General features: G+C 66.2%; 30 protein-coding genes and 1 tRNA gene. 13 read left to right on the forward strand and 18 right to left on the reverse strand.

What is annotated here, in order from left to right:
• Position 1: 1 nt before the first annotated feature.
• On the reverse strand, positions 2-460 hold the full coding sequence (locus tag EWE75_RS11765; RefSeq protein WP_130157643.1) for a hypothetical protein: 459 nt from the start codon (positions 458-460) through the stop codon (positions 2-4).
• Between the two features lie 107 nt (positions 461-567).
• Here EWE75_RS11765 and EWE75_RS11770 point away from each other — a divergent pair, with 107 nt between their 5' ends.
• Positions 568-2,016: an FAD-binding oxidoreductase gene (locus EWE75_RS11770; RefSeq protein ID WP_130157646.1), complete on the forward strand. Its 1,449-nt coding sequence runs from the start codon at positions 568-570 to the stop codon at positions 2,014-2,016.
• Positions 2,017-2,078: 62 nt separating this feature from the next.
• The gene (locus tag EWE75_RS11775; RefSeq protein ID WP_130157648.1) at positions 2,079-2,855 is read left to right on the forward strand and encodes a SapC family protein; all 777 of its coding nucleotides are present in this window, start codon (positions 2,079-2,081) and stop codon (positions 2,853-2,855) included.
• Between the two features lie 395 nt (positions 2,856-3,250).
• Here EWE75_RS11775 and EWE75_RS11780 read toward each other — a convergent pair whose 3' ends face one another.
• On the reverse strand, positions 3,251-4,102 hold the full coding sequence (locus EWE75_RS11780; protein ID WP_130157650.1) for an N-formylglutamate amidohydrolase: 852 nt from the start codon (positions 4,100-4,102) through the stop codon (positions 3,251-3,253).
• Positions 4,103-4,211: 109 nt separating this feature from the next.
• On the opposite strand from EWE75_RS11780, the gene cpdR reads away from it, so the two are divergent.
• From cpdR to EWE75_RS11805, 5 genes are all read left to right on the forward strand, one after another.
• Positions 4,212-4,586, forward strand: coding sequence for a cell cycle two-component system response regulator CpdR (gene cpdR, locus EWE75_RS11785; RefSeq protein WP_130157652.1), 375 nt, complete (start codon positions 4,212-4,214; stop codon positions 4,584-4,586).
• 81 nt (positions 4,587-4,667) lie between these two features.
• A tRNA-Val gene (locus EWE75_RS11790) sits at positions 4,668-4,742 on the forward strand.
• Between the two features lie 105 nt (positions 4,743-4,847).
• Positions 4,848-6,443, forward strand: a complete 1,596-nt coding sequence (locus tag EWE75_RS11795; RefSeq protein ID WP_282432689.1) for an MFS transporter — start codon at positions 4,848-4,850, stop codon at positions 6,441-6,443.
• 47 nt (positions 6,444-6,490) lie between these two features.
• The gene (locus EWE75_RS11800; protein ID WP_130157654.1) at positions 6,491-7,249 is read left to right on the forward strand and encodes an NUDIX hydrolase; all 759 of its coding nucleotides are present in this window, start codon (positions 6,491-6,493) and stop codon (positions 7,247-7,249) included.
• Positions 7,249-7,974, forward strand: coding sequence for an extensin-like domain-containing protein (locus EWE75_RS11805; protein WP_130157656.1), 726 nt, complete (start codon positions 7,249-7,251; stop codon positions 7,972-7,974). Before EWE75_RS11800 ends, EWE75_RS11805 begins: the two co-directional genes overlap by 1 nt.
• Positions 7,975-8,086: 112 nt before the next feature.
• Here EWE75_RS11805 and EWE75_RS11810 read toward each other — a convergent pair whose 3' ends face one another.
• The 4 genes from EWE75_RS11810 to EWE75_RS11825 all read right to left on the reverse strand — a co-directional run bounded on the left by EWE75_RS11810 (position 8,087) and on the right by EWE75_RS11825 (position 10,897).
• On the reverse strand, positions 8,087-8,638 hold the full coding sequence (locus EWE75_RS11810; protein WP_130157659.1) for a hypothetical protein: 552 nt from the start codon (positions 8,636-8,638) through the stop codon (positions 8,087-8,089).
• A 311-nt stretch (positions 8,639-8,949) separates the two neighbouring features.
• A complete protein-coding gene (locus tag EWE75_RS11815) occupies positions 8,950-9,225 on the reverse strand; it encodes a hypothetical protein (RefSeq protein WP_130157661.1) in 276 nt (91 codons plus the stop codon).
• A 61-nt stretch (positions 9,226-9,286) separates the two neighbouring features.
• A complete protein-coding gene (locus EWE75_RS11820; protein WP_130157663.1) occupies positions 9,287-10,069 on the reverse strand; it encodes a transglutaminase-like domain-containing protein in 783 nt (260 codons plus the stop codon).
• Positions 10,070-10,162: 93 nt separating this feature from the next.
• Positions 10,163-10,897, reverse strand: a complete 735-nt coding sequence (locus EWE75_RS11825) for a Bax inhibitor-1/YccA family protein (RefSeq protein ID WP_130157665.1) — start codon at positions 10,895-10,897, stop codon at positions 10,163-10,165.
• A gap of 123 nt (positions 10,898-11,020) precedes the next feature.
• Between EWE75_RS11825 and thpR the strand changes: the two genes are divergently transcribed.
• Positions 11,021-11,560 (forward strand): RNA 2',3'-cyclic phosphodiesterase, encoded by a 540-nt coding sequence (gene thpR, locus EWE75_RS11830; protein ID WP_130157667.1) that lies wholly within the window; start codon positions 11,021-11,023, stop codon positions 11,558-11,560.
• A 134-nt stretch (positions 11,561-11,694) separates the two neighbouring features.
• On the opposite strand, the gene EWE75_RS11835 is transcribed toward thpR, so the two are convergent.
• Complete coding sequence (locus EWE75_RS11835) at positions 11,695-12,813, reverse strand: M14 family metallopeptidase (RefSeq protein WP_130157669.1); 1,119 nt, start codon at positions 12,811-12,813, stop codon at positions 11,695-11,697.
• On the reverse strand, positions 12,810-13,433 hold the full coding sequence (locus tag EWE75_RS11840; protein WP_231708325.1) for a DUF4136 domain-containing protein: 624 nt from the start codon (positions 13,431-13,433) through the stop codon (positions 12,810-12,812). Before EWE75_RS11840 ends, EWE75_RS11835 begins: the two co-directional genes overlap by 4 nt.
• Positions 13,434-13,643: 210 nt before the next feature.
• Here EWE75_RS11840 and ykgO point away from each other — a divergent pair, with 210 nt between their 5' ends.
• The 3 genes from ykgO to EWE75_RS11855 all read left to right on the forward strand — a co-directional run bounded on the left by ykgO (position 13,644) and on the right by EWE75_RS11855 (position 14,652).
• Entirely contained in the window at positions 13,644-13,769 is a 126-nt protein-coding gene (gene ykgO, locus EWE75_RS11845) for a type B 50S ribosomal protein L36 (protein WP_069205031.1), read from the forward strand.
• Between the two features lie 86 nt (positions 13,770-13,855).
• The gene (locus EWE75_RS11850) at positions 13,856-14,476 is read left to right on the forward strand and encodes an HAD family hydrolase (protein ID WP_130157671.1); all 621 of its coding nucleotides are present in this window, start codon (positions 13,856-13,858) and stop codon (positions 14,474-14,476) included.
• Positions 14,477-14,508: 32 nt separating this feature from the next.
• The gene (locus tag EWE75_RS11855) at positions 14,509-14,652 is read left to right on the forward strand and encodes a DUF2256 domain-containing protein (RefSeq protein WP_130157673.1); all 144 of its coding nucleotides are present in this window, start codon (positions 14,509-14,511) and stop codon (positions 14,650-14,652) included.
• 5 nt (positions 14,653-14,657) lie between these two features.
• Here the strand turns inward: EWE75_RS11855 and EWE75_RS11860 are convergent, their stop codons facing one another.
• Positions 14,658-15,437 (reverse strand): SDR family oxidoreductase, encoded by a 780-nt coding sequence (locus EWE75_RS11860; RefSeq protein WP_130157675.1) that lies wholly within the window; start codon positions 15,435-15,437, stop codon positions 14,658-14,660.
• 210 nt (positions 15,438-15,647) lie between these two features.
• Between EWE75_RS11860 and EWE75_RS11865 the strand changes: the two genes are divergently transcribed.
• Positions 15,648-15,947, forward strand: coding sequence for a type II toxin-antitoxin system Phd/YefM family antitoxin (locus EWE75_RS11865; protein WP_130157677.1), 300 nt, complete (start codon positions 15,648-15,650; stop codon positions 15,945-15,947).
• Complete coding sequence (locus tag EWE75_RS11870; RefSeq protein WP_130157679.1) at positions 15,944-16,336, forward strand: type II toxin-antitoxin system VapC family toxin; 393 nt, start codon at positions 15,944-15,946, stop codon at positions 16,334-16,336. The genes EWE75_RS11865 and EWE75_RS11870 overlap by 4 nt, the downstream gene beginning before the upstream one ends.
• On the opposite strand, the gene EWE75_RS11875 is transcribed toward EWE75_RS11870, so the two are convergent.
• The 9 genes from EWE75_RS11875 to EWE75_RS11915 form a co-directional block, all read right to left on the reverse strand.
• Complete coding sequence (locus EWE75_RS11875; RefSeq protein WP_130157681.1) at positions 16,333-16,794, reverse strand: MarR family winged helix-turn-helix transcriptional regulator; 462 nt, start codon at positions 16,792-16,794, stop codon at positions 16,333-16,335. The two genes, EWE75_RS11870 and EWE75_RS11875, sit on opposite strands and share 4 nt — an antisense overlap.
• 31 nt (positions 16,795-16,825) lie before the next feature.
• Positions 16,826-18,109, reverse strand: a complete 1,284-nt coding sequence (gene hmgA / locus EWE75_RS11880; RefSeq protein WP_130157683.1) for a homogentisate 1,2-dioxygenase — start codon at positions 18,107-18,109, stop codon at positions 16,826-16,828.
• A 122-nt stretch (positions 18,110-18,231) separates the two neighbouring features.
• Complete coding sequence (gene hppD / locus EWE75_RS11885; RefSeq protein ID WP_130157685.1) at positions 18,232-19,287, reverse strand: 4-hydroxyphenylpyruvate dioxygenase; 1,056 nt, start codon at positions 19,285-19,287, stop codon at positions 18,232-18,234.
• Positions 19,288-19,433: 146 nt separating this feature from the next.
• A complete protein-coding gene (locus tag EWE75_RS11890) occupies positions 19,434-20,501 on the reverse strand; it encodes a glycosyltransferase family 2 protein (protein ID WP_130157687.1) in 1,068 nt (355 codons plus the stop codon).
• 35 nt (positions 20,502-20,536) lie between these two features.
• Complete coding sequence (locus EWE75_RS11895; protein ID WP_130157689.1) at positions 20,537-21,079, reverse strand: DUF1003 domain-containing protein; 543 nt, start codon at positions 21,077-21,079, stop codon at positions 20,537-20,539.
• Positions 21,080-21,087: 8 nt separating this feature from the next.
• Complete coding sequence (locus EWE75_RS11900) at positions 21,088-22,971, reverse strand: HAD-IIIC family phosphatase (RefSeq protein WP_130157691.1); 1,884 nt, start codon at positions 22,969-22,971, stop codon at positions 21,088-21,090.
• A 21-nt stretch (positions 22,972-22,992) separates the two neighbouring features.
• Positions 22,993-23,235, reverse strand: a complete 243-nt coding sequence (locus EWE75_RS11905) for an acyl carrier protein (protein ID WP_231708326.1) — start codon at positions 23,233-23,235, stop codon at positions 22,993-22,995.
• A 69-nt stretch (positions 23,236-23,304) separates the two neighbouring features.
• Entirely contained in the window at positions 23,305-24,063 is a 759-nt protein-coding gene (locus EWE75_RS11910) for a metallophosphoesterase (protein WP_231708327.1), read from the reverse strand.
• Between the two features lie 46 nt (positions 24,064-24,109).
• Positions 24,110-25,528, reverse strand: a complete 1,419-nt coding sequence (locus EWE75_RS11915) for an exopolysaccharide biosynthesis polyprenyl glycosylphosphotransferase (RefSeq protein ID WP_130157693.1) — start codon at positions 25,526-25,528, stop codon at positions 24,110-24,112.
• Positions 25,529-25,709 lie beyond the last annotated feature (181 nt).

The following is a 25,709-nucleotide window of genomic DNA, read 5'->3' on the forward strand; positions in this document are numbered from 1 at the left end:
GTCACCTTTCGACGACCCGCCGGAAGGTCTCGATCGGGCACACGCCGCCCGATCGCGAGCGAATCGCGTCCCGCCCGGCGCATAGCAGGCCGTCGTCGGGCAGCCGCAGATACAGGTCGGGATAGAAGTCGAGCGCCGGGCAATGGTCGTCGAAGCGGGCGCGGATTCGCTCGCCGGTTTCCAGCAGCAGATCGATGCTGTCGGGTCCGGTGATGACCGCGCGGTCGAGCGTGGTCAGCGGCACGCATTTCGGCCCGCGCTTTTCCTGCAGCCGCACCGGCCGCTCCGCGCGTTCGCGCGCACGCGGATCGATCATGCGTGGAATGCGAATGACGATTCGCGAATGAAAAGTGAGCTGCGCCATCTCGATCCGCTCGATCGGCGCGTCACGCGGCTGGTCCGCCGCCGCGACGGGGGCGAGCGCGAGCAACGCGAGCAGGGAAGTGACCGGATTCGGCATGGACCTCTTCAGGTTAGCGTAAACGCTTGAACGGATGATGAACTCGCACCGCCGCTCATGTCTCCGCGATTGCCGAGCGGAACGCGCACATGATAGGCACCTTTGCCATGAATACAGCACAGTCCGCGCTCGTCGAGGCGGTTCGCGTCGCGCTCGGCGACAAGGCGGTCGTCACCGACCGGCACGATATCGCGCCGTGGGAAAGCGACTGGCGCGGGCGCTACCACGGCCATGCCCCCGCAATCCTCGCGCCCGACACTGCCGAGGGTGTCGCGACGATACTGGCGCTGGCGTATGCGCAAGGCGTGCCGCTGGTGCCGCAGGGCGGCAACACCTCGATGGTCGGTGGCGCCACCCCGCCTGCGGATGGATCTGCGCTGATCCTGTCGCTGCGGCGGATGAATCGCATCCGCGCGATCTCGGCGGCGGACAACCTCGCCGTCGCCGAAGCCGGCGTGATCCTCGCCGATCTGCACGCGGCGGTGGGGGAGCAGGGCCGGCGCTTCCCGCTCACCCTCGGGGCGCGCGGCAGCGCGACGATCGGCGGGCTGACCTCCACCAACGCGGGCGGCACGCAGGTGCTGCGCTTCGGCACGATGCGCGGACTGGTCGCCGGCATCGAGGCGGTGCTGCCTGACGGCAGCGTGCATGCCGGGCTGGCGGCGCTGAAAAAAGACAATCGCGGCTATGATCTCAACCAGTTGCTGATCGGCGCCGAGGGGACGCTCGGCATCATCACGGCGGTCACGCTGCGGCTGGTGCCCGCCGCGACAGATCGCGCGGTGGCGTGGGTTGCGGTCGCCGACCCCGCCGACGCGCTCGCGCTGCTGCGCCGGCTGGAGGCGGCGACTCAGGCTATCGAAGGGTTCGAGATCATCCCCGGTGATTCGCTGCAGCTCGTGCTCGATCACATTCCCGGCACGCGCGCGCCGCTCGCCGGCACGCATCGCTGGCACGTGCTGATCGAAGCGACCGCGAGCGACGCGCAGGAGGAAGCGCCCGCCGCCTTGCTCGAACGGCTGCTCGCCCCGGCCATCGCCGAAGGTCAGGTCGCCGACGCGGTGATCGCCGCGAGCGAGGCGCAGGCGGAAGCGTTCTGGCGAATCCGCGATTCGCTGTCCGAGGCCGAACGCGCCAGCGGCCCGGCCGCGCAGCACGACATATCGGTGCCGGTGGCGGACATGCCGCGCTTCATGATCGAAGCGGCGGCGGCGTGCGAGGCGCGCTTTCCCGGCGTCCGCGCCTCCGCGTTCGGGCATCTCGGCGATGGCAACGTCCATTTCCACGTCCGCGCGCCCGCCGGTGCCGATCCCGCGCTTTGGTATGCCGGGGACGGACCCGCGATCACCCGCTTCGTCAACGATCTCGTCGTCGCGGCGGGCGGATCGATCTCCGCCGAACATGGTATCGGCCAGATGAAGCTCCACGAACTCGAACGGTTGTCGGCGCCGGCGCGGCTCGCGGCGCTCCGCGCGATCAAGGGTGCGCTTGATCCACGGTGGATTATGAACCCCGGCAAGCTCGTCGCGCTTGCGCCGATCCCGCGCGCGCCATAGAGGCCACCGCCAATCGGCGCGCTCGCTTTAGGCCCGCTTTCACGTCCTTTTGGAGATGATCTATGGCCAGCGCGCCGCAACAAGCTTCGCTTCCCTTGTTCTACAACGCACTCGAGCCGCTTTCGAGCGGGGCGCATGCCGCGTTCAAGCTGCGCCAGATCGACAGCGCGCCGTTCCTCGTTAACCAGCACGCGATCCCGGTCACGGTCGATGAGTTCATACACGTTCAGCGTAGCATGCCGATCGTCTTCACCGCCGGCGACGAGCCGGTTCCGATCGCGCTGATGGGCCTGAACGAGGGCGTCAACGTCTTCATCGACGACGAGGGTAAGCTGAGCGATCCGTCGACCTACGTGCCGGCCTATGTCCGCCGTTATCCGTTCATGCTCGCCCGGCTGACCCCGGATGCGCAGGAATTGTCGCTGTGCTTCGATTCGACCGCCGACGTGATCGGCGCGTTCGACGAGGGTGAGCCGCTGTTCGAGGACGGCAAGCCGACCGCGATCGTCCAGAACATCCTCCAGTTCAACGAGATGTTCGAAGAAGCCGGCGCCCGCACCGGCAATTTCATGCGCGAACTGCGTGAACTCGGCCTGCTGATGGAAGGCGAGATTTCGATCCAGCCCGAGGGCGCGCCGCAGCCGTTCGTCTATCGTGGCTTCCAGATGGTGAACGAGGAAAAGCTCAACGAGCTGCGCGGCGACCAGCTCCGCAAAATCCAGAAGAACGGCATGCTGCCGCTGCTCTACGCGCACCTCTTCTCGCTGCAGCTCATGCCGCAGGTGTTCGACCGCCAGAACCGCATGGGCAAGGTGCCGCTGCCGCAGTTCGCGAGCTGAGTGGGGCGGGGCGCACTCCGCCCCGCTTTACGACCGGGTTTTCACGAATGGGCTTCCGCATGTGCGGGAGCCCATTTTTGTTTGGCGGCGGATCGCGCGTCACGCGGCGCTGCATCATAGTCGCGCAAGCGTGAGCGGGGCGTGAATATGTCACAAAACCGTAAGATTTCCGCCGCTTCCGGTCATTCGTCGCAATGTGATTTTTTAGCCTTGAAGCCCCCATACCCCCTGCCTATATTGCGGTTGCGTGGCTTCGTGTCCCCCCTTTCGCGAGGCCATGCGATACGCTTTCAGCGTATCTCCTCCCTGAACCTTGGCCACCGCGTGCTCCGCACGCGGTGGTTTTTTTATGTCTTGGTGCGAACTGTTCGGTAGGGTCGTATGCGGGCAGGGCGTTATTCCGCCGCGATGGCATTCGGTCTCGGCAGCGCTTCCTCGGCGACCACCGCGATGATCCGCCGCAGCAACGCGGCGGTTGCGATCAGCCCGCCGCCGGGGCGGTCGAGCGCGGTATCGAGGTACAGCGCGCGATCGAACTCCAGTTGCACGGCGAAGATGTGGTGCGCCGGGCTGGCATGCGTGTCGATGATATGCCCGCCCGCATAGGGCACGTTGAGCGCGACCGGCACGTTGGCGGCATGAGCCTCGGCCTCGATCCGCGCGACCATCCGCGAGGGCGCGGCGCGGCCGAAGCGGTCGCCGATCACCAGCCGCGCTTGCCCCGCGCCAAGCGACGGCATCGAATGCACGTCGAGCAGCACCGCCACGCCGAAGCGCGCCCGCGCGGCCTCCAATAGCCCGCCCAGCGCGGCGTGATACGGCCGGTAATCCCCGACGATCCGCGCGGTCACTTCCTCGCCATCGAGCTTGCGCCGCCAGATTTCGCCAGTGCTGGCGGTGCGGCGCGGGATCAGCCCGAGTCCGCCGCGCAGTTTCGCGGTCGCGACAGGCATGGACTTGGCGGACACGCCCGTGTCGATCGCGGGATCGCGCTCCTGCTCGCTGCGGTTGAGGTCGATCCAGGCGCGCGCGCGGCGCTGCACGATCATCGTCTCGTTGCCGCGTGCCGCCAGCGCGAGCGCATCGGCGTGGCGATCCTCCAAGCCTACAAGCGCCTCCGGGGGGACGCGAAGCGCCGCACGCATCGCCAGCGGATAGTCACGCCCGGCATGCGGCACCGACAGCACGATCGGGCTGGCCGGAGCGCCCGTGCCGTACAGATCGAAGGACGGAAGTGCCTGAGCCATCCAGCCGAGCCTACGCGCCGCCGCAGGCCACCGCAATCGCGGGATCGCGGCTGGAAAATGTTAAGGGCTTTGCGCATAGACGCCGATCGAAGGGCTTGGGCGAAACGCGATGATACGGATCTTGTTGGCGGAGGATGATCGCGTGATGCGCGAGTACCTCACGCGCGCGCTGGAGCGCTCGGGCTATGCGGTGAGCGCGGTCGATCGCGGCACGGCGGCGGTCCCGCTGCTGGAGACCGAACATTTCGACCTGCTGCTGACCGATATCGTCATGCCCGAGATGGACGGCATCGAACTCGCGCAGCGCGCCGGCGCGATCGCGCCCGATCTGCGCGTGATGTTCATCACCGGTTTCGCGGCTGTCACGCTCAAGGCCGGCAACGCGGTGCCGCAGGCGCGCGTGCTCTCCAAACCCTTCCACCTGCGCGACCTCGTGCTGGAGGTGGACCGCATGTTCGAGATGGAGCGCGTGAGCGGCGCCTGATTTTTCTGACAAACCGTGCTTGCGTGAGGGGCGAACCCTCGCTATTGGGCGCGGCTCGCAAGGCTTACGGGCCAAGCGCGTGGGCGTGTAGCTCAGTGGTAGAGCACTGTGTTGACATCGCAGGGGTCGCAAGTTCAATCCTTGCCACGCCCACCATGAAAGGGCCGCTGATCCGCCGGATCAGCGGCCCTTTTTGCTGTGGCCCGCTTGCCGCCGCCGCGCGCGCCGTTAAATATCCGTGCGGGCAGGGGAGACGCGGACGTGGCGACGATAGCAGCAGACGCGGGGACGCCCGAGCCGACGCGGCGCGACATTCAGCGTGTCATCGCCGCATCATCGTTCGGCACCATGTTCGAATGGTATGATTTCTTCATCTACGGCACGCTCGCCAAATATATCGGCCAGGCCTATTTCCCGACCGACAACGTCACGGTGCAGACGCTGCTGACCTGGGCGGGTTTCGCGGTCGGTTTCGGGTTTCGGCCACTGGGCGCCATCCTGTTCGGGTTTCTGGGCGATCGGCTCGGGCGCAAATACACGTTCCTCGTCACGATCGCGCTGATGGGGCTGGCGACCGCCGGGGTCGGGCTGGTGCCGTCGAGCGCGTCGATCGGGCTGCTCGCGCCGGCGATCGTGATCGGCTTGCGGATCTTGCAGGGGCTGGCGCTGGGCGGCGAATATGGCGGCGCGGCGATCTACGTCGCGGAGCATTCGCCGCCGGGCAAGAGCGGCTTCTACACCAGTTTCATCCAGGCGAGCGTGGTCGGCGGCTTTCTGCTCAGCCTGATCGTGGTGCTGTCGGCCAAGGCGCTGATGCCGGCGGCGGTGTGGGCGGACTGGGGCTGGCGCTTTCCGTTCGTGTTCTCGCTGGTGTTGCTATCGATTTCGCTGTGGATGCGGCTCAAGCTCTCTGAGAGCCCGGTGTTCCGCGCGATGAAGGAAAGCGGTGAGACGGCTCGCAATCCGTTCGTCGAGAGCTTCACCTTTCCCGGCAACCTCAAGCGGATTTTCGTGGCGCTGTTCGGCATCTCGGCCGGGCTGACCGTGATCTGGTACACTGCGATGTTCAGCGTTCTGGTGTTCCTCGGCACGATGCGAGTCGATGATACCGCCGCGCAGATCATCATCGGCGTGGGTGCTGCGAGCGGGCTGGGGTTCTTCGTGCTGTTCGGCTGGCTGTCCGACCGGATCGGGCGCAAGACGCCGATCGTGGTTGGCTATGCCGCGACGCTGGTGCTGCTGTTCCCGATCTACTGGATGATGGGCAGCGCGGCCAACCCGGCGCTGGCCGAGGCGTCGCGCCGCGCGCCGGTGGTCGTGTCGGGGCCGCACTGCGCCTATGATCCGTTCGCCGCGAAACAGGCCGACGCGTGCGGCAAGCTGCTCGACTATTTCTCGAAGAAGGGCGTGCCGTACCGCAAGGCGCATACCCCGGTGACGTTGGTGCTGATCGGTGGCGAGGCGGTGCGCGATACCAGCCGGGCAGGGCTGGACGCGGCGCTGACCCAGGCCGGCTACCAGCTTGACAAGGTGGTGCCGTCGATCGGCAACATCGCGGTGATGCTGGTAGCGATCCTGATGCTGGGCGCGCTGTCGGGCATGACCTTCGGGCCGGTCGCCGCGCTGCTGTCGGAGATGTTCCCGCCGCGCATCCGCTATAGCTCGATGTCGATCCCCTATCATATCGGCACCGGCTATTTCGGTGGGTTCCTGCCGTTCATCAGCCAGTACATCATCGCACGCACCGGCAACCCCTATTCGGGGCTGTGGTATACGATGGCGGTGGTGGCGATGGCGTTGCTGGTGACGATCTGGGGACTGGGCGAGACGCGCGCCGGCACTGCGGAGGTCGAGTAGACGCGCGCGGATTGCCGTGCGGGGTGCGCCGCCCTAGATCGGCTGCGATGGATGATCCGCAAACCCCGGTCCCCGCCGCAACATTGGTGATCTTTCGCGACCGGGACGGTGCCGCGCCGGAGTTGCTGATGGTCGAGCGTGCCAAGGCGATGGCGTTCGCGGGCGGCGCGACGGTGTTTCCCGGCGGGCGAGTCGATCCCGGCGATCACGCGCTGGCGGCGGGGTTCGACGGTGACGCTGAAGACATCGCCGCGCGCATCGCCGCGATCCGTGAGACGATCGAGGAAGCGGGCGTCCCGGTCGGCATAACGCCGATGCCCGATGCGGCGGCGCTCGCGGGGTTGCGGGCGGCGTTGCGCGATGGCGTGGCGCTCGGTGCGGCGTTGCACGCGGGCGGCTTGACCGTCGATCCGGCGGCGCTGGTGCCATTCGCGCGTTGGGTGCCGACACACCGGGCGCGACGCGTGTTCGATACGCGCTTCTATCTCGCCGCGCTCCCGGCAGGTGCGCCGGAGCCGGTGGTCGATGCGACCGAGAACACCCGCGTCTTCTGGGCGAGCGCGCAAGGCGTGATCGACGAGGCTACGGCGGGGCGGCAGCATGTGATCTTCCCGACCCGCCGCAATCTCGAACGGCTCGCGCAATATCGGGATTTCGCGCACGCTCGCGCCGATGCCTGGGCATATCCGATCCGCACCGTTTCATCCTGGATCGAGGATCGCGCCGGGGTCCCGCACCTCTGCATCCCCGCCGATCTCGGCTATCCTGTGACGTCCGAGCCGTTGGCGAGCGCGAAGCGCGGGTGATGGCGGCGTTTCGGAGCGCCGCGCTGGCGATGCTGATCGCGGCGCTGCTGCTCGTGCTGATCCTCGCCGCGATCGCCGGCTTGCGCAGCAACCCGGAGGATCTGCCGTGGACGCCGCTGCACCTGAGCCAGCCGGTCGGGCTGTTCACTGGCCGCAAGCTTGCCGGGCTGCACGACAAAGGGCCGAAATGCGAGAAACTGCTCGCCGAGGCTGGGGTGCGGTTCGAGACCGCGCCGCCGATCAAGGACGGCATCTGCGGCTATAGCGATGGGCTGCGCCTCGCGGCGGGCGGTGCGCGGCGCATCGCGCTCGCGCCGGCCGATCCGGTGATGGCGTGCCCGGTCGCGGCCGGGCTGGCGATGTGGGAGTGGAACATCGTCCAGCCCGCCGCGCAGCGCTATCTGGGCGCGCCGGTGGTCGCGATCGAGCAACTCGGCACCTACAATTGCCGCCCGATGCGTGGCAGCAGTACGACGCTGAGCGAACATGGCAGCGCCGACGCGATCGACGTGTCGGCGTTCCGGCTGGCGGACGGCACGCGCATCACGCTGAGCGACGACTGGAAGGGCGACGGCCCGCGCGCGACTTTCCTCCACACGGTCCGTAACGGTGCCTGCAGGCTGTTCTCGACCGTGCTGTCGCCCGAATATAACGCAGCGCACCGTAACCATCTGCATCTTGATCAGGCGGCACGCGGCGCGATGGGCTGGCGCGCGTGCCGGTGAGGTCTGTCCCCCTCCCGCTTGCGGGAGGGGTTAGGGGAGGGGCTGTCAACCATCCGCACGTTGTTGGACAGGCCCTCCCCCGACCCCTCCCGCACCCGGGAGGGGAGGAGGTTCAGTTCCGCACTGCGTTGGCTTCGACCTTTTCGACCCATTTCGGATAGAAGGCCGGCTGCCGGTTCGACCAGCCCGAGGCGGTCGCGGCGGCTTCGCTGATCGACTGGAGCAGCTTGCGCCGCAGATCGGGGTGCAATTGCGGCAGCGCGGCCGCCGAGCAGAAGGCGGCGGGCAGCCACGGCCGCACCTCGGCGCCGATCAGCCGCTCGTACAGGAAGCGATAGGCCGAGAAGGTGGTAAGCCGCCCCTGGCCGAGATCGAACGCCGTCACCGTCATCAGCGGGGCGAGGAACGGCTCGATCGCATCGAGGCCGCTGTCGTCGGGGATCATCAGCCGGATGTCGGGGAGGCGGCTGTAGAGCCGGGCCTGCGCCCGGATGCTCGCCGCCTCGACGACGTCGCGTGACCAGCGGGTCATCGCATCGTCGCGGTCCAGCCCGATATCGAGCGAGCGGCGCACATAGCGCTGCGTCGCCGAGGAGAACCCCGCGAATTCCTTCATCTCCGCCAGCGTGACCGCACCATTAGCCGGCTTTCTGCGCGCACCCATAAATCCACCCCGCTCGACCGTTGAACCGGGAGAGGATGCGCCGAGATGGTTGAGGCCATGCTGAACGCGCCGTCTCCCGATATTCACATCGCATCATATAATCTGTTGCGATGCAACAAAGGTTGCGACGAACGGAGAGCGATCCGTAATCTTACGGTAACGGCGGTGACATTTTTCGCGTGCGCGGTGCCGCGTCGAAGCGGAAAGTCCTGTGTCGGGCCGAGGTCTCCCGCGAACGCGGAGTAACGATCTATTGTCGTACCGTGCGTGAGTCTTCCGCCCCTGCCGCGATCGGCAGGGGCGGGAGGGCATCAGGCGGACTTTTCCCGTTGCAGCTTGCGTTCCGCTTCCTCGTCATAACCGGAGGATGCCGGCGGTGCGTCGCTGCTCTTGGGCTGGGTGGTCGAGGGCGGGTCGCTTGCATCCATCGACTCGTCGAGGCCGCGATCGAGCTTGGCTTCGGCATTGGCCGGGTCACGCTCAAGGCGTGCGGCGATGGATTCGTCCTGCCCCGCATCCTGACGCGGATCGTGGACATGCGCGCCGGTGTCGGCGTCCTGATCGACTGGCGTATCGTCCTCGGTCATTACCGTTCTCCTATCGGTTACGCGGGGAGAACGATCGAAACGCGGGCCGCGTTCCAGCGGCTTATTCGTCGAGCTGCACGACCATGATCTGCTGCTGGTTGAGCGTCGCGGCGCCGAAGGTGGTCATGAAGGCGATGTCGGTGGCGTCGCGGCCGACGGCGATCCGCACCAGATCGCGCGCGCTGCCCATGCCGGTCGCATCGACCAGCCGCCACGCGCCGTCGAGCCACAGTTCGGCGACCGCGTGGAAATCGGGCGGCTCCACGCCCGGCGCATAGGCCGAGACACAGCGCGCCGGAATGCCGCCGGCGCGGGCGAGCGCGACGAGCAGATGGGCATAGTCACGGCACACGCCCTGACGGTTGGCGAAGGTCATCAGCGCGGTGGTCGCGCCGGTGCTGCTGCCTGAGGTGTAGGTGAGATGATCGCCGACCCATTCGGTGAGTGCCGCCGCAAGCGCCCCGCCGCGCAGGCCGGCGAAGGTCTGTTCGAGAAAGCCCTGGAACTGGTCCGACTCGCAATAGCGGCTCGGCATCAGATACGGCACCGCTTCGGGCGGGAGCAGCCGGGGTGCGGTCTCGCCGAGCGACGCCAGCGCGACATCCTCGCGATCGAGGGTTACGACGGCCTGGTAGGTGGCGTGAAAGCGGTTTTCCGCGAGCGCCCAGCAGCGGACACCGACATCGTCCGCGCCCGGCATCGCGCGGAGCGGCTCGTTGCTGGAAACCAGCAGATTGTCATATTCGAGCTGCTGGTCCGCCATCGCCGCCGCCTGCACCAGCAGCAGCATGTCGGTTGCGCCATCGATATCATAGTCCAGTTCGATGTCGATCTTGAGGCGCATCGTGATCCCTTTTGAGCAAGCGAAAGGCCCGGCGGATCGCTCCGCCGGGCCTTCCCGATATCAGACGCCGATATCAGGCGAATGTGGCGCCGCTTAGTTGCGGCTGCCGAACAGCCGCAGGATGAACAGGAACATGTTGATGAAGTCGAGGTACAAGCGCAGCGCCGACATGATGATCGCATGCTGCTCGGCACCCGTACCCGCGACCTGCGCATACATGCTCTTGGTGCGCTGCGTATCGTAGGCGGTGAGGCCCGCGAAGATCAGCACGCCGACGAAGCTGATCACCAGATCGAGCGGACCCGAGCGGAAGAACAGGTTGAGCAGGCTGGCGACGATCAGTCCGACCAAGCCCATGATGAGGAAGGTGCCCATCGCGGACAGGTCGCGCTTGGTGGTGTAGCCGTAGAGGCTGAGGCCACCGAACGCAGCCGACGCCGCGAAGAACGCCTGCGCGATCGCGATCGGCGAATAGACCAGGAAGATCGTCGAGAGCGACAGGCCCATCGCGACCGCGAAGCCCCAGAACATCGCCTGCATCGCGCCAGCCGACATGCGGCCGCCGCCGAAGCTCATGCCGAACACGAAGCCGAGCGGCGCGAAGCTGATGACCCACTTGAGCAGGCCGGGGCCGCCGAACACCTGCGCGGCCATGCCGCTGGCGACGAAGCCGAGCGCGACGATGCCGCTGAGCAGCACGCCCGAGAGCATGTAGTTGTAAACCGACAACATATAGCGGCGCAGACCCGCGTCGAACGCGCCTGCGCGCGCCGCCGAGTCCGCCCCGAAGGGGGCTGCGCCGGGACGGGGATCAGACCAGTTGGCCATTGTAGTACATCTCCTTGGACCGGCCATGTGCCGGTTCTCCGCGAATATCGGCGTTTGCGAGGGGCTTTTCAAGCAATTCCGCCTGATCCAGATGTTGTTGTCTTCTGTTAATGATGTGTTGCCATGCACCGACTTTTTGTTGCTCTCCGCCCGCCGCGTGCGATCCGCCTGCAACTCGCCGACGCGATGCACGGTATCGCCGACGCGCGGTGGCAGGATGACGACCAGTTGCACCTGACGATCCGCTATATTGGCGAGGTGGATCGGCGGATGGCCGAGGATATCGCGGTCGAACTCGGCCATGTCCATGCCGGTGCGGTTACGACTTCGGTGGCAGGGGTCGGCGCGTTCGACCGGCGCGGACGGATCGACGCTTTATGGGCTGGGCTGACCCCGCATGACGCGCTGGCCGCGCTCCACCGTAAGGTCGATCATGCGCTGGTGCGGCTGGGTTTGCCGCCCGAGGGCCGCGCCTATCTGCCGCACATCACGCTGGCGCGGCTGCCGCGAAGCGCCGATCCGGTGGAGATCGAACGCTGGCGCGCGGCACAGGCGGGTTTGGCGAGCGCGCCGTTCGTGATGGAGCACCTCATCCTGTTCGAAAGCACGCTCGGTAGCGCGGGCGCGCGCTACGATACCGTCGCGCGCTGGCCGCTGGGCTGAGCTTTAGTTTTATCCGCGTCGGCCGAACTCCACACCGTTCGTCCCGAGCGAAGTCGAGGGACATGCCTCAAGCGCTGCGCAGCGTGTCTCGACTTCGCTCGACACGAACGGGTGAGGGGGAGGGTAGGCCGGGTTCAAATCCCGTCGATCATGTCCGCCAGCACTTCCAGACACGATCCCGCCAGCCGTTTGCACCGCTCGGGCGACCAGCCGAACTCTGCGTCGGCGTTGGCGTCATGGTCCTTGAAGGGCATTTCCAGCGTCATCGCCACCGCGCCGAAGCGATTGGCGAGCTGGTTGGTCGACATGGTGAGGTTGGCCTTGCCGGGCGCCGATTTGCCATAGCCCTGCTCCATCTGGAAATCGGGCGTGTGCGCGGTGAGGCGGCGCTGGAAATCGTAGAAGTTTTCGCCCTGCGTGTCGGTCCAGTTGGGGATGCCCTCGAACCCGGCGATGAAATTGGCGGGAATCGATTCGTCGCCGTGGACGTCCATCGCGAAGGCGACGCCGGTCACGTCCATCGCGTCGCGCACGCACAGCACTTCGGGGCTCTTTTCCGGCGTCGGTGCGTGCCATTCGCGGTTGAGGTTCACCCCGGCCGCGTTGGTGCGCAAATGGCCGCGGAAGCTGCCGTCGGGGTTCATGTTAGGGACGATGTGGAACGTCGCCTTCTCGCGCAGCGCCGCCGTTACGGGGTCCGCAGTGTCGGTGAGGCGTTCGAGCGCACCCTCGGCCCAATATTCCGCCATCGTCTCGCCGGGATGCTGGCGGGCGTAGAGCCACACCGGCTTCGGCCCCTCGCCGAGCGTGAGGCAATCGATCGCGCGCCCGTCGAGCGACTGGCCGAGTTCGCGGTGGGTGACGCCGGATTCGCGCGCCATCCGCGCGATCAGGGCATCGTGCCGGTCCATCGTATATGGCGCGAAATAGGCGAACCACAGGAGATCGCTGGTCCCGTCCGAGCCGAACTCCAGCGTGCCATCGGCATAGCGGGTCGGCGCGAGCCGCCACGTCTCGCGGTCGGTGCTCGTCCGCACCTTGTAGCCCGGCCAGCCCGGCGGATAGGCCGATCCGCCGGCGTTGACGATCCGGTAGGTGAGCGCGCGGCCTTTCGCGCCCGCCACGCGGAAATGGAACCACTGGTAGAAATCGCTATGCTTGTCGGTGACGATTTCCAGCGTGAAGACATCGCCGTCGATACCGACGACACGAATATTGCCGCTGTCGAAAGCGGCGTTGATGCTGATGTTCATCGCACCGTGATAGTGCGCCCCGATTCACCGGGGAAGCCCCGGAACAGCGCATTCGCCAGTTTGTGCGCGGTGACGTCGGCTTGCGCTGCCGCCGCCGTTTCGGGTGCTGCGGTGCGCGCGCGGCCTTCCCAGACCACGGTCGCATCGCTGCGGCGTTTGATCTGCACCGACAGCTCGGTGAGGATCACATAATGCTGCTTGGGCTTGCCGATCGGGAACGATATGCCGCCGCCGAGGCCAATACCACCGCCGCCGCCACGCCGTCCGCCGCCGGTGAAGCCGCCACCGCCGAGACCAATTGACACGCCAGAGCGCTGGGCCGGGCCGTCTTCCTCCGTGGTGCGCGTGAAGCCGACCACGGCGAGGAACTGGCCGGCGTCTGCGGGGGGCGGTGCGGTATAGCCGTAATTGAGCAATTCGGTCTGCACGGCGGCGGCATAGGTCTTGAATTCGAGGCTGGCTGGCGATCCGCCTGCCATCGGCTCCACCGCGAGCGTGCCCGTCACCACCGGCGCGCCGAGGTGGAAGCGCGTCACCTGCACCGGGCCGCCGCTCGTCGTCGCGCATCCCGCCAGCGCCAGCGCGGGGAGGGCCACCGCCATTGTGATGAAGGCTTTCATGGTCTTGTTGTCCTTACCTTACGAGCGCGCTCGTTACCCTTGTGGAACGCTCGCGTGGGCTGATCGTATCCCGCTTGAGCGCCACGGATTTGTCAGCAATGTGTCGGCGGCACGAGATTTTTACCGGCCGCGCCGCCTTGACTTGGAAGGGGTGCGACTATAGGCGAGCGCCTCTTTTCACGAACCCCTGAACCAAGAAGCGAATCGATCATGAAGATCCGCAATTCCCTGAAGTCGCTCAAGGACCGGCATCGCGATAACCGCGTGATCCGCCGTCGCGGCCGCACGTATATCATCAACAAGACCAACCGCCGCTTCAAGGCCCGCCAGGGCTGATTTGTTGGAAGACGGCACCGGCCCGCTCCCCCACCCGGCCGCCCATCCAGAATATTCTGTGGGTGGCCGGGTGGGGGAGCGGGCCGGTGCCGCCTGAATCTAACAAAAGCGTCGTCATCTTCGACGTCGGCAATGTCCTGTTCGATTGGAACCCAAGGTTCCTGTACGAGCGCCTGATCGACGACGATCGGGCGCTCGATGCGTTCCTGCGCGATGTCGCGACCAAGGAATGGCATTTCCAGCATGACGCTGGCCGCCCCTTCGCCGAGACATCGGTGGAGCTTGCCGCCGCGTATCCGCAGCATAAAGATCTGATCGCTGCCTGGGGGCCGCGCTTCATCGAGCAGCTCGGCGACATGCTGCCGGGGATGCGCGACTTGGTCGAGCAGCTCGATGCGCGCGGCGTGCCGCTCTACGCGATCACCAATTTCTCGGGCGAGTTCTGGCCACCGTTTCGCGACCGCGAGGCGGACATTTTCGATCGCTTCCGCGACATCGTCGTCTCGGGCGATGAGTTGCTGACCAAGCCCGATCCCGCCATCTACCACCTCGCGCTCGATCGGTTCGGCGTGGCGGCGAACGAAGCCGTGTTCATCGACGACCGCGCCGACAACGTCGCGGCGGCCAATGCGGTGGGCATCCACGGCCTGCTGTTCGAGGACGCGGCGACGCTGCGCACCGATCTGACGCGGTTCGGGTTGCTGTAGGCGCAACCCGCGTTTCGTGCGTTGGTGCCGGCATGGCGCACAAGAAGCTCACCCTCCCAACCAAGACCTGCGCCGCTTGCGCGCGGCCGTTCGCATGGCGCAAGAAATGGCAACGCGACTGGGACACTGTGAAGTTCTGCTCAGATCGCTGCCGCGCGAAAGGCGCGAGTGGATAGCGCGTCTATCCGGGCGACGCGGCGGAGCCGGCGAGCAACCCCCCGTCGATATGGATTTCCGTGCCCGTCACATAGGTCGCTTCGTCGGATGCGAGCATGGCCGCGACCGCTGCGACCTCCTCGGGCGTCCCGAACCGCTTCAGCGGTGTGTCGGCAACCAGCGCCTGCATTCGCGCCTCGCGATCGGGGCCGCTTCCCAGCATCGGCTCCCACATCGGCGTCAGGATCGCGGCGGGGTGGATCGCGTTGCAGCGGATCGTCCAGCCCTGCTGCGCGCAGTAGAGCGCAACCGTCTTGCTATGATTGCGGATCGCCGCCTTGGAGGATGCATAGGCGGCCGCCATCGGAATGCCGACCAGCCCTGAACGCGACGAGATATTGATGATCGATCCCGCGCCCTTCGCCTTCATCGCGCCGATCGCATAGCGACAGCCGAGAAACGTCCCGTCGAGATTGACCTGATGGACCGCCCGCCAGTCGGCGAGGCTGGCATGTTCGGGATCGTGCGCGGTCGCGCCCGCCTCGAACCCGGTCACGCCGGCATTGTTGACGACGACATCGGCAATTGGAACGATGCGGGCGAGGCGAAGCCAGTCGGCTTCCTCGCGCACGTCGAGGGGTTCGAACGCGCAGCCGATTTCGGCGGCGGTGGCCGCGCCGGCGGCTTCATCCATATCGGTGACGATGACGATGGCGCCTTCGTCCTGAAAGCGCGCGGCGATCGCGCGACCGATGCCACGCGCAGCGCCGGTCACGACGCAGGTTTTGTTTTTCAATCGTTGCATGATGGTCTCGAAACAGAGTCCAGCCGGCGGATCGCTCCGCTGCGATGGTCCGCGTTAGCGGTGGCGCTGGATCATTTCGAAAACTCCCTGAGAACGCGGCCTGTTTATGCGTGTCGATCTACGCAGGCAAGCGGCGTGAGGGCGTCACCGTCCGCCGTATTGCGCTGGTTGCGGCATCCGTGTACACTTGCGTACACGAGGAGCATTTTCATGGAAATGTCGGTACGGGAAGCTCGGGCGAATTTCGCATCGGCGCTCGACGCTGCGGCGAAGGGCGAGCAGGTCATCATCACCAAGAACGGCGAGCCGGTCGCCGAACTCGGGCCGCCGCGCAAGAAGAAGGGCGGGTTCGATTTCGAACGCAACGAGCGCGTCCGCAAGGAGCTCGGGCTCGACAAATACGACGGCCCGCCGCTCGACGATGCGTGGCTCGAAGAGTTCAACGATCCGGCCTGGACACGCGAGCTGTTCGGACCGGACTATTTCGATGATGAGCCTGAAGCGAAGTGAGGTTGCTGCTCGACACGCATTTCCTGATCTGGCTGGCGATCGACCCCGACGAGATCAGGCCGCGCGAACGAGCGTTGATCGGGGCGGCTGAGGTGATCGTCTCTGCCGCCTCGCTCTGGGAAATGCGCCTGAAATGGCAGAAGCGCGACCGGCATGGCCGACGGAAAGGGCAGCTTGACCCTGCGCTCGCGCTCGCCTTCATCGCGGCCAACGATATGCAATTGGCCGGTTTGTCGGCCGAAGATTGTGCGACGATGCTCGCCCCGGCGATGCCGGTGCCCGACCCGTTCGACGAGATGCTGCTGATCCATGCGCAACGGCTTGGCGTACGACTGCTGACGCGCGACCGGCAGTTGATTGGGCACCCGCTGGCGATCACCCCCGCTTAGCCAGCGTTCTCGGCTTCCACCGCCATCGCCACCGCGTCGATCTCGCGCAGCATCGCGACGAAGCCTTCCACCCGCGCAGCATCGAAGCCGCCGAATATGCGCTGCTCCAACTCCAGCGCTTTGGGCGCGACCTGCTCGTACAGCGCTCGGCCTGATGCGGTTAGCCGCAGCAGGTGCGAGCGGCGGTCGCCGGCGTTGGGAACGCGTTCGATCAGGCCGCGTTCGACCAGCGCGATTGCGGCGCGGCTGACCGTCACCTTGTCCATGCGGGTGTTCGCGCCGATCGCCTGTTGGGTGATGCCATCGCTTTCCGCGATCACTGCGACCAGCCGCCATTCGGGGATCGTCAGCCCGAACAGCGCCTGATACGCTCGCGCGATCCGGTCGCTCACCAGGTTCGAGGTGAAGGACAGCCGGAACGGCAGGAAATCGTCGAGCTTCAATGCGGCGTCAGGCATCGCGCGAGCCTAGGCGGGCGCGGGGTCGGGTTCAACTGCTCGGCAGGCTCGCCTTGGGGAAGCCCGCCCATGCCGCATCGTAATCGGGCTGGGCATGTTCGAGCGCGAAACGCGTCGGGCGATACGGCCAGCAGCTTTCGACCATGAACGCCATCGTATCGACGATCTTGCGCGGCTGCAGATCGGCCTCACTGGCGGCGCGCCAACTCGCCACGTCCGGGCCATGACCGGCCATCAGATTGTGCAGCGATAGTCCGCCCGGGGCGAAGCCATCGGCCTTGGCGTCATAGGCGCCCGTGATGAGGCCCATCGCCTCCGACATCACGTTGCGGTGGAACCACGGCGGGCGGAACGTGTCCTCCGCCACCATCCAGCGTGGCGGGAAGATCACGATGTCGGCATTGGCGCGGCCCGGCACGTCCGACGGCGAGGTTAGCAAAGTGAAGATCGAGGGGTCGGGATGATCGAAGCTGACGCTGCCGATCGTGTTGAACCGCGCGAGATCGTAGCGCCACGGCGCAACGTTGCCGTGCCACGCGACCACGTCGAGCGGGCTGTGGCCGAGCGTGGTTATCCACAGACTTCCCAACGCCTTTTGCACAAGCTGGAAGGGGGAATCGATATCCTCGAACCACGCGACCGGGGTCTCGAAATCGCGCGGATTGGCGAGGCCGTTGGCGCCGATCGGGCCGAGATCCGGCAAGCGGAACAGCGCGCCGTGGTTCTCGGCGATATAGCCGCTCGCCGCACCGTCCGGCAGGAGCGCGCGGAAGCGCACGCCGCGCGGGACGAGCGCGATCTCGCTGGGCGCGACATCGATCCGGCCGAGTTCGGTGAGGAGCGTGAGGCGGCCGGCTTGCGGGAGGAACAGCAGTTCGCCATCGGCATTCACGAATGCGCGTGCGGACATGTCGCGGTTGGCGGCGTAGAGATGGACCGCCACGCCCTCCAGATCGGCAGGGTTGCGGTTGGCGAGCATCGTGGTGATGCCGTCGATCAGGTCGGTCGGTTCGGTGGGCGCATCGATCGGTGACCAGCGCAGCCGGTTGGGCGGCAGCGGCTGGCCGTCCGTACCCGGAGCGAAGCGCGGTGCGCCTTCGTAGCGCGTGTATGGTGGATGCTCGGCGGAGGGGCGCAGGCGATAGAGCCAGCTCCGCCGGTTCTCGTGGCGCGGCGCGGTGAAGGCGGTGCCGGAGAGCTGTTCGGCGTAGAGGCCGAAGGCGGGTCGCTGCGGAGAGTTGCGGCCGATCGGCAGCGCGCCGGGCACGGCTTCGGTGGCGAAGTGGTTGCCGAAGCCGGTCTGATACTCGGTCACGTTGCGGCTCCTTGAGGCATCCCCGTTCGTCCCGAGCGAAGTCGAGGGACAAGCCCACGCGCTGCGCCATGTGTCTCGACTTCGCTCGACACGAACGGTTTTGGAAGCGGAGGGAGAGGGATCTACCCCTCCACCGTAACCACGCCGCGGCGAATCTGGTCCAGTTCGATCGATTCGTACAGCGCCTGGAAGTTGCCGTTGCCGAACCCTTCATTGCCCTTGCGCTGGATGATCTCGAAGAAGATCGGCCCGAACATGTTCTCGGTGAAGATCTGGAGCAGCAGCCCCTCTGTCTCGATATCGCCGTCGATCAGGATGCGGTTCTTCTTGAGCCGTTCGAGATCTTCGCCGTGGCCGGGGACGCGCTTGTCGACCAGTTCGTAATAGGTCTCGATCGTGTCCTGAAGCCGCACGCCGCGCGCGCGCAGCGCCTCGACGGTGGCAAAGATGTCGTCGGTGGTCAGCGCGAGATGCTGGATGCCTTCGCCATTATATTCGCGGATGAACTCCTCGATCTGGCTCTTGTCGTCCTGGCTCTCGTTGAGCGGGATGCGGATGGCATGGTCGGGCGCGATCATCGCCTGGCTGAACAGACCCGTCGCCTGGCCCTTGATGTCGAAGAACTTCTGCTCCTCGAAGCCGAACAAGGTGCGGTAGAATTCGCTCCACACCCGCATCTGGCCGCGCCGGACGTTGTGGGTGAGGTGATCGAGCAGATCGAGCCCGACCGAATTGCGCGCCTCGGCCTCGCGCCAGCCGGGGAATTCGGCCCAGTCGGCGTACAGGTCGATGCCGTCCTCGATGAAATAGAGGTACGAACCGCCGATGCCCTGGATGACGGTATCGTCCTCGTCGGTGGGCTTGGCGCCGTTGGCGAGCGCCCATTCCATCGCCTTGGCCGGATTGGCGACGCGGAACGCCATCGCGCTCGCGGAGGGGCCATGCTCGCCACGGAAGGCGGCAACGCGGCCGGCCTCGTCGCGGTTGATCATCAGGTTGATGCGGCCCTGCTTGTAGCGGGTGACGTTCTTGCTCGGGTGGCGATGCGTCGGCGTGAAGCCGAGCTGTTCGAACAACCGGCCCATGCCTTCGGGATCGGGCGAGGTGAACTCGACGAATTCAAATCCATTGAGGCCCAGGGGGTTCTGGCGCGGGTTGGATGCGGCATCTTGTATCATGTGATACTAGATACGCGTCCCGGCGGATGGTGTCAAACGTAACTACATAGCTATCATCGTCGCCCCGGCGGAGGCCGGGGCCGTTGCGTGTGTGGCAATCGCTTCGCCAAGCAGCACAGCGGCCCCGGCCTGCGCCGGGGCGACGATCACGCCGGGCGGCGTTGCCGCGTAACGTTGCGCGCACCGCCGACGATCCGCGACAGGATCAGTTCGTCCAGCCCGGCATAGCCAAGCCCGAGATGATCGGGCCGCACCGTCGCGGTTGCGATCAGGCCGAGCGTGCCGGTGCGCAAGCCGATCCGCCCGACCCGTGCCCAGCGGCGCGCGGTTTCCCAGCGTAGCAGTCGGCGGCTGGCGGCATCGGGGCGGTGCGTCGCGATGAAGTGGGTTTGCAAGCGCACCAGCGCATCGCCGAGCCGCTGGAGCGTCTCGCGGTCGGGAACGGGGATCTGGCCCATCACATAATGGACGATCAGCGAGGCGATCTCTTCGGCGTCGTCGCCAAGATGGTCGCGGTGAGCATCGGCGAGGATCGCCACCGAACAGGCGCGCAGTTCCTCGACCCGGCGCTGCGAGAGGCCGCCGCCATGACGGCGATAGGTGACCAACTCCGCGTCGAGCCGCGCGACCGTGCCGAACCGGGCGATGCGGTGGTAGAGATCGTAATCCTCGGCGCAGATCAGGTCCGGGCGCATGAAGATGTCGAGTTTGTGTGCGGCGTCGGCGCGCATCATCACCGACGACCAGACGAGCGGGTTCTCGATCCTGAGCAGCCATTCGATCACGCTCGGCGTGGTCGCGGCGGCGAGCGTCGCGGGCAGGATCGCGCCGTTTTCGAGGATGTTGGCGGCGGTGCCGAGCAGCACGGTATCCGGGTTCGCGTCGAGATAGGCGACCTGCTTGGCGAACCGTTGCGGGTGGCAGAGATCGTCATGATCGAGCGCGGCGATATAGCGCCCGCGTGCATGCGCGAATGCGGTGTTGCGGGCCAGTACGACGCCCTGATTGGCGGGCGATTCGATCACCCGGATGCGCGGATCGCCGATCGCGTTCAGCACCGCGACGCTGTCGTCGGTCGAGCGATCATCGACCACGATCAGTTCGAAATCGCCGAACGTCTGCGCCTGCAAGCTCGCGATCGTCTCGCGCACCAGCGCCGCGCCGTTGTAGATCGCCATCAGTACGCTGATCGTCGGGGCGGGGGCGGGTTTCATCGGAAGCGACGTAGCGGACTTGGGCTAAGAACCCGTTACGGGGTCGGCTGCCCGTCGTTTTGCGCGGCGAGTCCGAGCCGCGCCTCGATCCGGTCGAGCCGCTCGGCGATCGCCATGTCGATCTTCTCGTGCAGCCGCAGAATCTCCAGCTCGGTGCGCAGATTGACCTCGTAATCGAGGCTCGCCGCGAGCCGGTCCTTCTGCGACTGGCGATTCTGGCTCATCATGATGACCGGCGCCTGGATCGCGGCGACAGTCGACAGCATCAGGTTGAGGAAGATGAACGGATAGGGATCGAACGCCAGACCCCAGTGGGTCAGCACGTCGCTGTTGAGCAGCATCCAGCCGAACAGGATGATCGCGAAGACGATGATGAACGACCACGAGCCGCCGACCGCCGCGACCTTGTCGGCAAGGCGCTGGCCATAGGTCGAGCGTTCGTCGGCGACGTCGGCGGCGTCGCGTGCGATTGGCAGCTTCGATTCGATCTTGTCGAGGACGTTGCGCTCTTCGGGGTCGAGCGCCTGGCGGTGCCGGCCGGGGAACATGCGGGCGAGCGGATTGTGTTGCGATGCCATGTCGCCGCTCACTCTAAAATCATGGGCAGCGTCGGCGGCACGTACGTTTCGAGATCCAGCGCCCATTCGGTGCCGCCATCGGCACGATCGGCGGTTTTGACGAAGCCGAGCTTGGCGAAATGCTCGCGCACCATCGCGTTCTTCGCGCTCGGGATATACTCGCCGATCAGCCGCGTTGCGCCGGCGGCGCGTGCGGCGGCGGCAACATGCGCCAGCACGGCTTCCTCGACACGGCGACCCAGCACCCGGCAGCTCATCAGCCAGGTCTCGCAGCGCCATTCCTCCGCGCCGCGCGCGAAGATCAGCACCGAGATCATGCCGTTGTCGCCGAACCGGTCGGCAAGCCGCACCTGCATCGTGAATCGCTCGGGATCGGCGGCGATCGCGGCGATGTCGGCTTCGGTATAGCGGCGCGTGGTCAGGTTGAACTGGTTGGATTTGTTGGCGAGCTGCGCGATGCGGGCGCGGCCGGCGTCGTCGAACGGCGCGATTGTGCAGACCATGTCGAGCGAGGCGTGATAGTCGGCGAGGTTGCTGACGTTGGTCAGCGCCGCCGCGCGTTCGGCGTTGGCGCTGTACATCGCCGCGCGGCCGCGATCCTCGTCGCCGAACGAGACCGTTTCGAAATAGCCGGCTTGCCCAAGGATACGAACGAAGTCGGCCGGATTGCTGCCGACTTCCGGCACCGCCACCTCGGGCAGTTCCTGGCGGACCTGCGCGCGTTCGGCGGGGTTATCGTCGAGGAAGACGAGCGCGTCGGTGCCGATGTTGAGCGTCGCGGCGATCTGCCGCAGATTGGAGGCTTTGTCGGTCCAGTTGGCGAGGAACACGGCGATATGCTCCTCGCGCAGAAGCATCTCGCTATGACCAGTAAAGGGCAGGCGCGCGGCGGAATCCTCATTCTTCGAACAGACCGCCAGCACCACGCCGCGCGCGCGCAGATCGAGCGCGAACGCCTGTACCGCGAGATGCGCCTCGCCGGTGCCCGAGCCTTGGCCGAGCTGGATGCCGTCGATCCCGTCGTCGCCGATGATGCCGCCCCACAGGGTATTGTCGAGATCGAGCACGAGGCATTTGCGCGACAGCCCGCGAAACGCCGCAAGCAGGCCGCCAAGCTTGTCGGCGTAGAGCGGCAGCGCCTCGACCGCGAACGGGAGTTTGGCGTCGTGCCACAGCCGCGCGTCATGCCACTGCGCCAGCCCGACCGTGGCGGCGAGGAAGGCGACGTCGAGCACCAGATCGCCGCTGCCGGCGACACTGCGCAGCAGCCGCGTGTTGAACTCGGCGATCAGCCAGCGCACCGTGCCGGCGAGTTGACCGTCGTAGCTGCCGAACAGGCTTTCGACCGGGGTGCTGAGCGTCTGCACGATCACCGGCGCGCCGGCATTCGCGCGAGCGCCCGCGCGGAGCGCCGCGACATAGTCGAGTGCGCGCGTGACGGTCGCTTCGGCTTCGGCGGGGTCGAGGCGGGGGCGGGCGAGGCCTAGCGCCTGCGCGTCGAGTGCGAGCAGGATCGCGTCGGGCCGCGCCTGCGCCAGGGATGAGGCGGGATCGAGCAACGCCTGGGCGGCCTGCCCGTAATCGGCAAGCTCGACGCTCAGTAAGACCTCGTGACGCAAAGCGGCGGCGGGGAGCGCATAGGCGATTGCCTTGGCGGTATGCGATGCGACGATGCCGAGCTTGAGCGGCCGCAGCCCCGCGCCCGCGAGATCGCCGATACGCGCGGAAACGACTCGGCTGGCCTGTTCGAGTTGAGTCGCATCGAGCGCGGTTTGAACCAGCGCCCGTAAGGCGCCTGCATCGAGGCTGTCCGCCGCGCGGATCGCCTTGAGCCGGGCGCGAAAATCGGCCGGCGCGGGCAGCAGCCAGGGCAGGGCGAACGGGTCGCTCACGGCCGCGTCCTCAGCCGCGCATCAGGCAATATGCGCGGCGATGCTGTCGACGAGATCGCCGACTTTCGAAAAGCCCTCGATCTCGGCGCTGGAGAAGCGGAAGCCGAAGCGCTTCTCGACCGCGACGATGAAGCGGATATGGCTGAGGCTGTCCCATTCCTCGATCACCTCGGCCGAGAGGCCATCGGAATATTCGAGCTCATCGAGGTCGAAGACGTCGCACATGATCTCGGTGACGATGCCGGTGATCTCTTGGCGGTCCATGCTGTCTTCCCTTGCGAACGTCGCGTCGATCTGGCGCAAATCGCCCGACAACGCAATCGCACAAAAGGATCAGCCGACGCTGAGGAACCAGCGCTGCATGCTCTCCAGCCCGATCGCGGTGAGCTTGCCGCCATAGGCCGCGCCGGTATCGATGCCGATCCGGTTGGGCTGGACGTCCACGTCGCTCATGGGGGTATGGCCGTGGATGATGAACTTGCCGAACGCGCCACGGTGATCGAGGAACGGCTGGCGAATCCAGCGCAGGTCGGTGGTTTGCTGCGCGTCGAGCGGTACGCCCGGGCGTACCCCGGCATGGACGCACAGATAATCGCCGATCTCGATCCGGTCGTCGAGGCGCGCGAGGAAATCGATATGGTCGGCGGGTATGCGCGCGCGCATCACCTCGATCAGTTCGGCGTCGCTGTCGGCATCGTAGATTTCTTCGACGATGCCGTAGCTGGCGAGCGTGGTATCGCCGCCGATCCGCAGGAACATGCCGAGCGCCTCGACATCGCCGTCGAGCGCGAGAAGGAACACCTCCTCATGATTGCCGGTGATGCAGGACACGCGGTCATCCGAGGCGATGAGATCGCGCACCCGCTCGACCACCTCGCGAGAGCTGGGGCCACGGTCGATCAGGTCGCCGAGGAAGATCAGCCGCAGCGCGGCGGGGGCACGGCGAGCGTGATCGGCGAAGACATCGGCGAGCAACGCGTCGAGCAGGTCGGCGCGGCCATGCACATCGCCGATCGCATAGGCCCGCACGCCCGGCGGGATCATCGGCGGCGGTGGCGGCGGCACGCGTTTTTTGAAGGGGAAGCTGAACATCGTTACCCGATCCTACGCGCTTCAGCCGCAGCGCGCCATCGCGGGGTCAGAAGGCGTTCCGGTGGAGCAGCACGCGGAAGGTCATCGCGATGATGAGCAGGTCGCGCCAGATCGACCAGGTATCGAGATATTCGAGATCGGCCTGAAGCCGGTTGCGCAAATCCGATTCGTAGACGGTCGCGCCACGATAACCGCGCACCTGCGCGAGCCCGGTCAGCCCCGGCTTGGCGGCATGGCGATGCCAATAGCGGGTATCGACTTCCCAAAACAATTTGTCGGCAGCGCGCGAGCCAAGCGCGTGCGGGCGCGGCCCGACGATGCTCATGTCGCCCTTGAGCACGTTGATGAGCTGCGGCAGCTCGTCCATGCTGGTGCGGCGGATGAACTTGCCTACCCGCGTGACGCGGTCATCGTCGCGCGAGGCGGAACGCGCGCCCGCGAGGTCGGATTCAAGCACGCGCATGCTGCGGAACTTGAGCATCTTGAACATCTGGTTGCCGCGGCCGATGCGGGTCTGCTTGAAGAACACCGGGCCGGCGCTGTCGAGCTTCACCAGCACCGCGATCACCGCGAGGATCGGCAGCAGCGCGAGCAGCGCACCGAGTGCGAGGGTAAAATCGAACGCGCGCTTCATGAACCGATCGAACAGGCCGAGCGGGCCGTTGGCAATGACGATGGTCGGTTCGCTGCCGTGATTGCCCATGCCGAGCGGCGCCAGATCGCGCAGTTCGGGTGCGACGATCTCGCTCTGGATGTTCGCGCCTTTCAGCGCATGCGCCCAGGCGGTGCGGCGTTCCGGGCTGCACGCGACGACGACGCGGTCGGCGCTTTCGAGCGACTTGGCGAGCCGGTCGTACATCACCGGATCGTGCTGCTCGGGATCGAAGAACGATTCGGGAGAGATCACCACCGAGAACTTGCCCGGCGGCACGCGCTGGTCGCCTTCGCAGATCAGGATCACGCTGAACGGATTGCCGCCGATAATCGCGGCCATGTGCTTCACGAACAGGTAGCGCGCCGCGATCAACGATCCGAGCGAGAAGATCGACCCGAGCGTCACCAGCATACGCGGAAACCCGTCGGAGACGCGCACGAAGAAGGCGACGAAGATCACCGCGCTGATCGCGATGACGAGCGCCTGGGCGCCTTTGGCGACCGCGCGGAACGGGTCCTGCAAATTGGGAGAGGAATAAGCGTGTGCGTTGAGCGCGATGACGACATACATCGGCAGCAGCACCGCGAGCAGCACGATCCAGTTCTTGTCGCTGCCGAAGCGCGCGTGCAGCAGCACTGCGGCCAGAAACGATGCTATGATGCACAGCAGATCGACCAGCATGAGGCCGATAAAGGCGCGGCTACGCAGCGCGGAGGCGCGTGGACGCCACGAGGGTGTGCTGACCGAGGTCATCGAATCACGAGACCCCGGCTCTTGCGCCCAGCCGGACCGTCCGAGTTCCAGGTTCATGATGGTTTCCCGCGCAGTGATTCAATCGTTGCGTGCCCATTAAAGTAAAGGAATTCACTCGTGTTATAAAGCGCATTTTTGCAGTGCAGCATAAAATCGCGCCGCAGCGTGCCCAATCTTGCGCTCTCGTGGCGGAAGGAATGCCATAGTCCCTTGAAAGTAAAGCGATGAAATCGCGGAC

Origin of the sequence: Sphingomonas populi, from assembly GCF_004208535.1 — a bacterium.
Classification (GTDB): Bacteria; Pseudomonadota; Alphaproteobacteria; order Sphingomonadales; family Sphingomonadaceae; genus Sphingomonas; species Sphingomonas populi.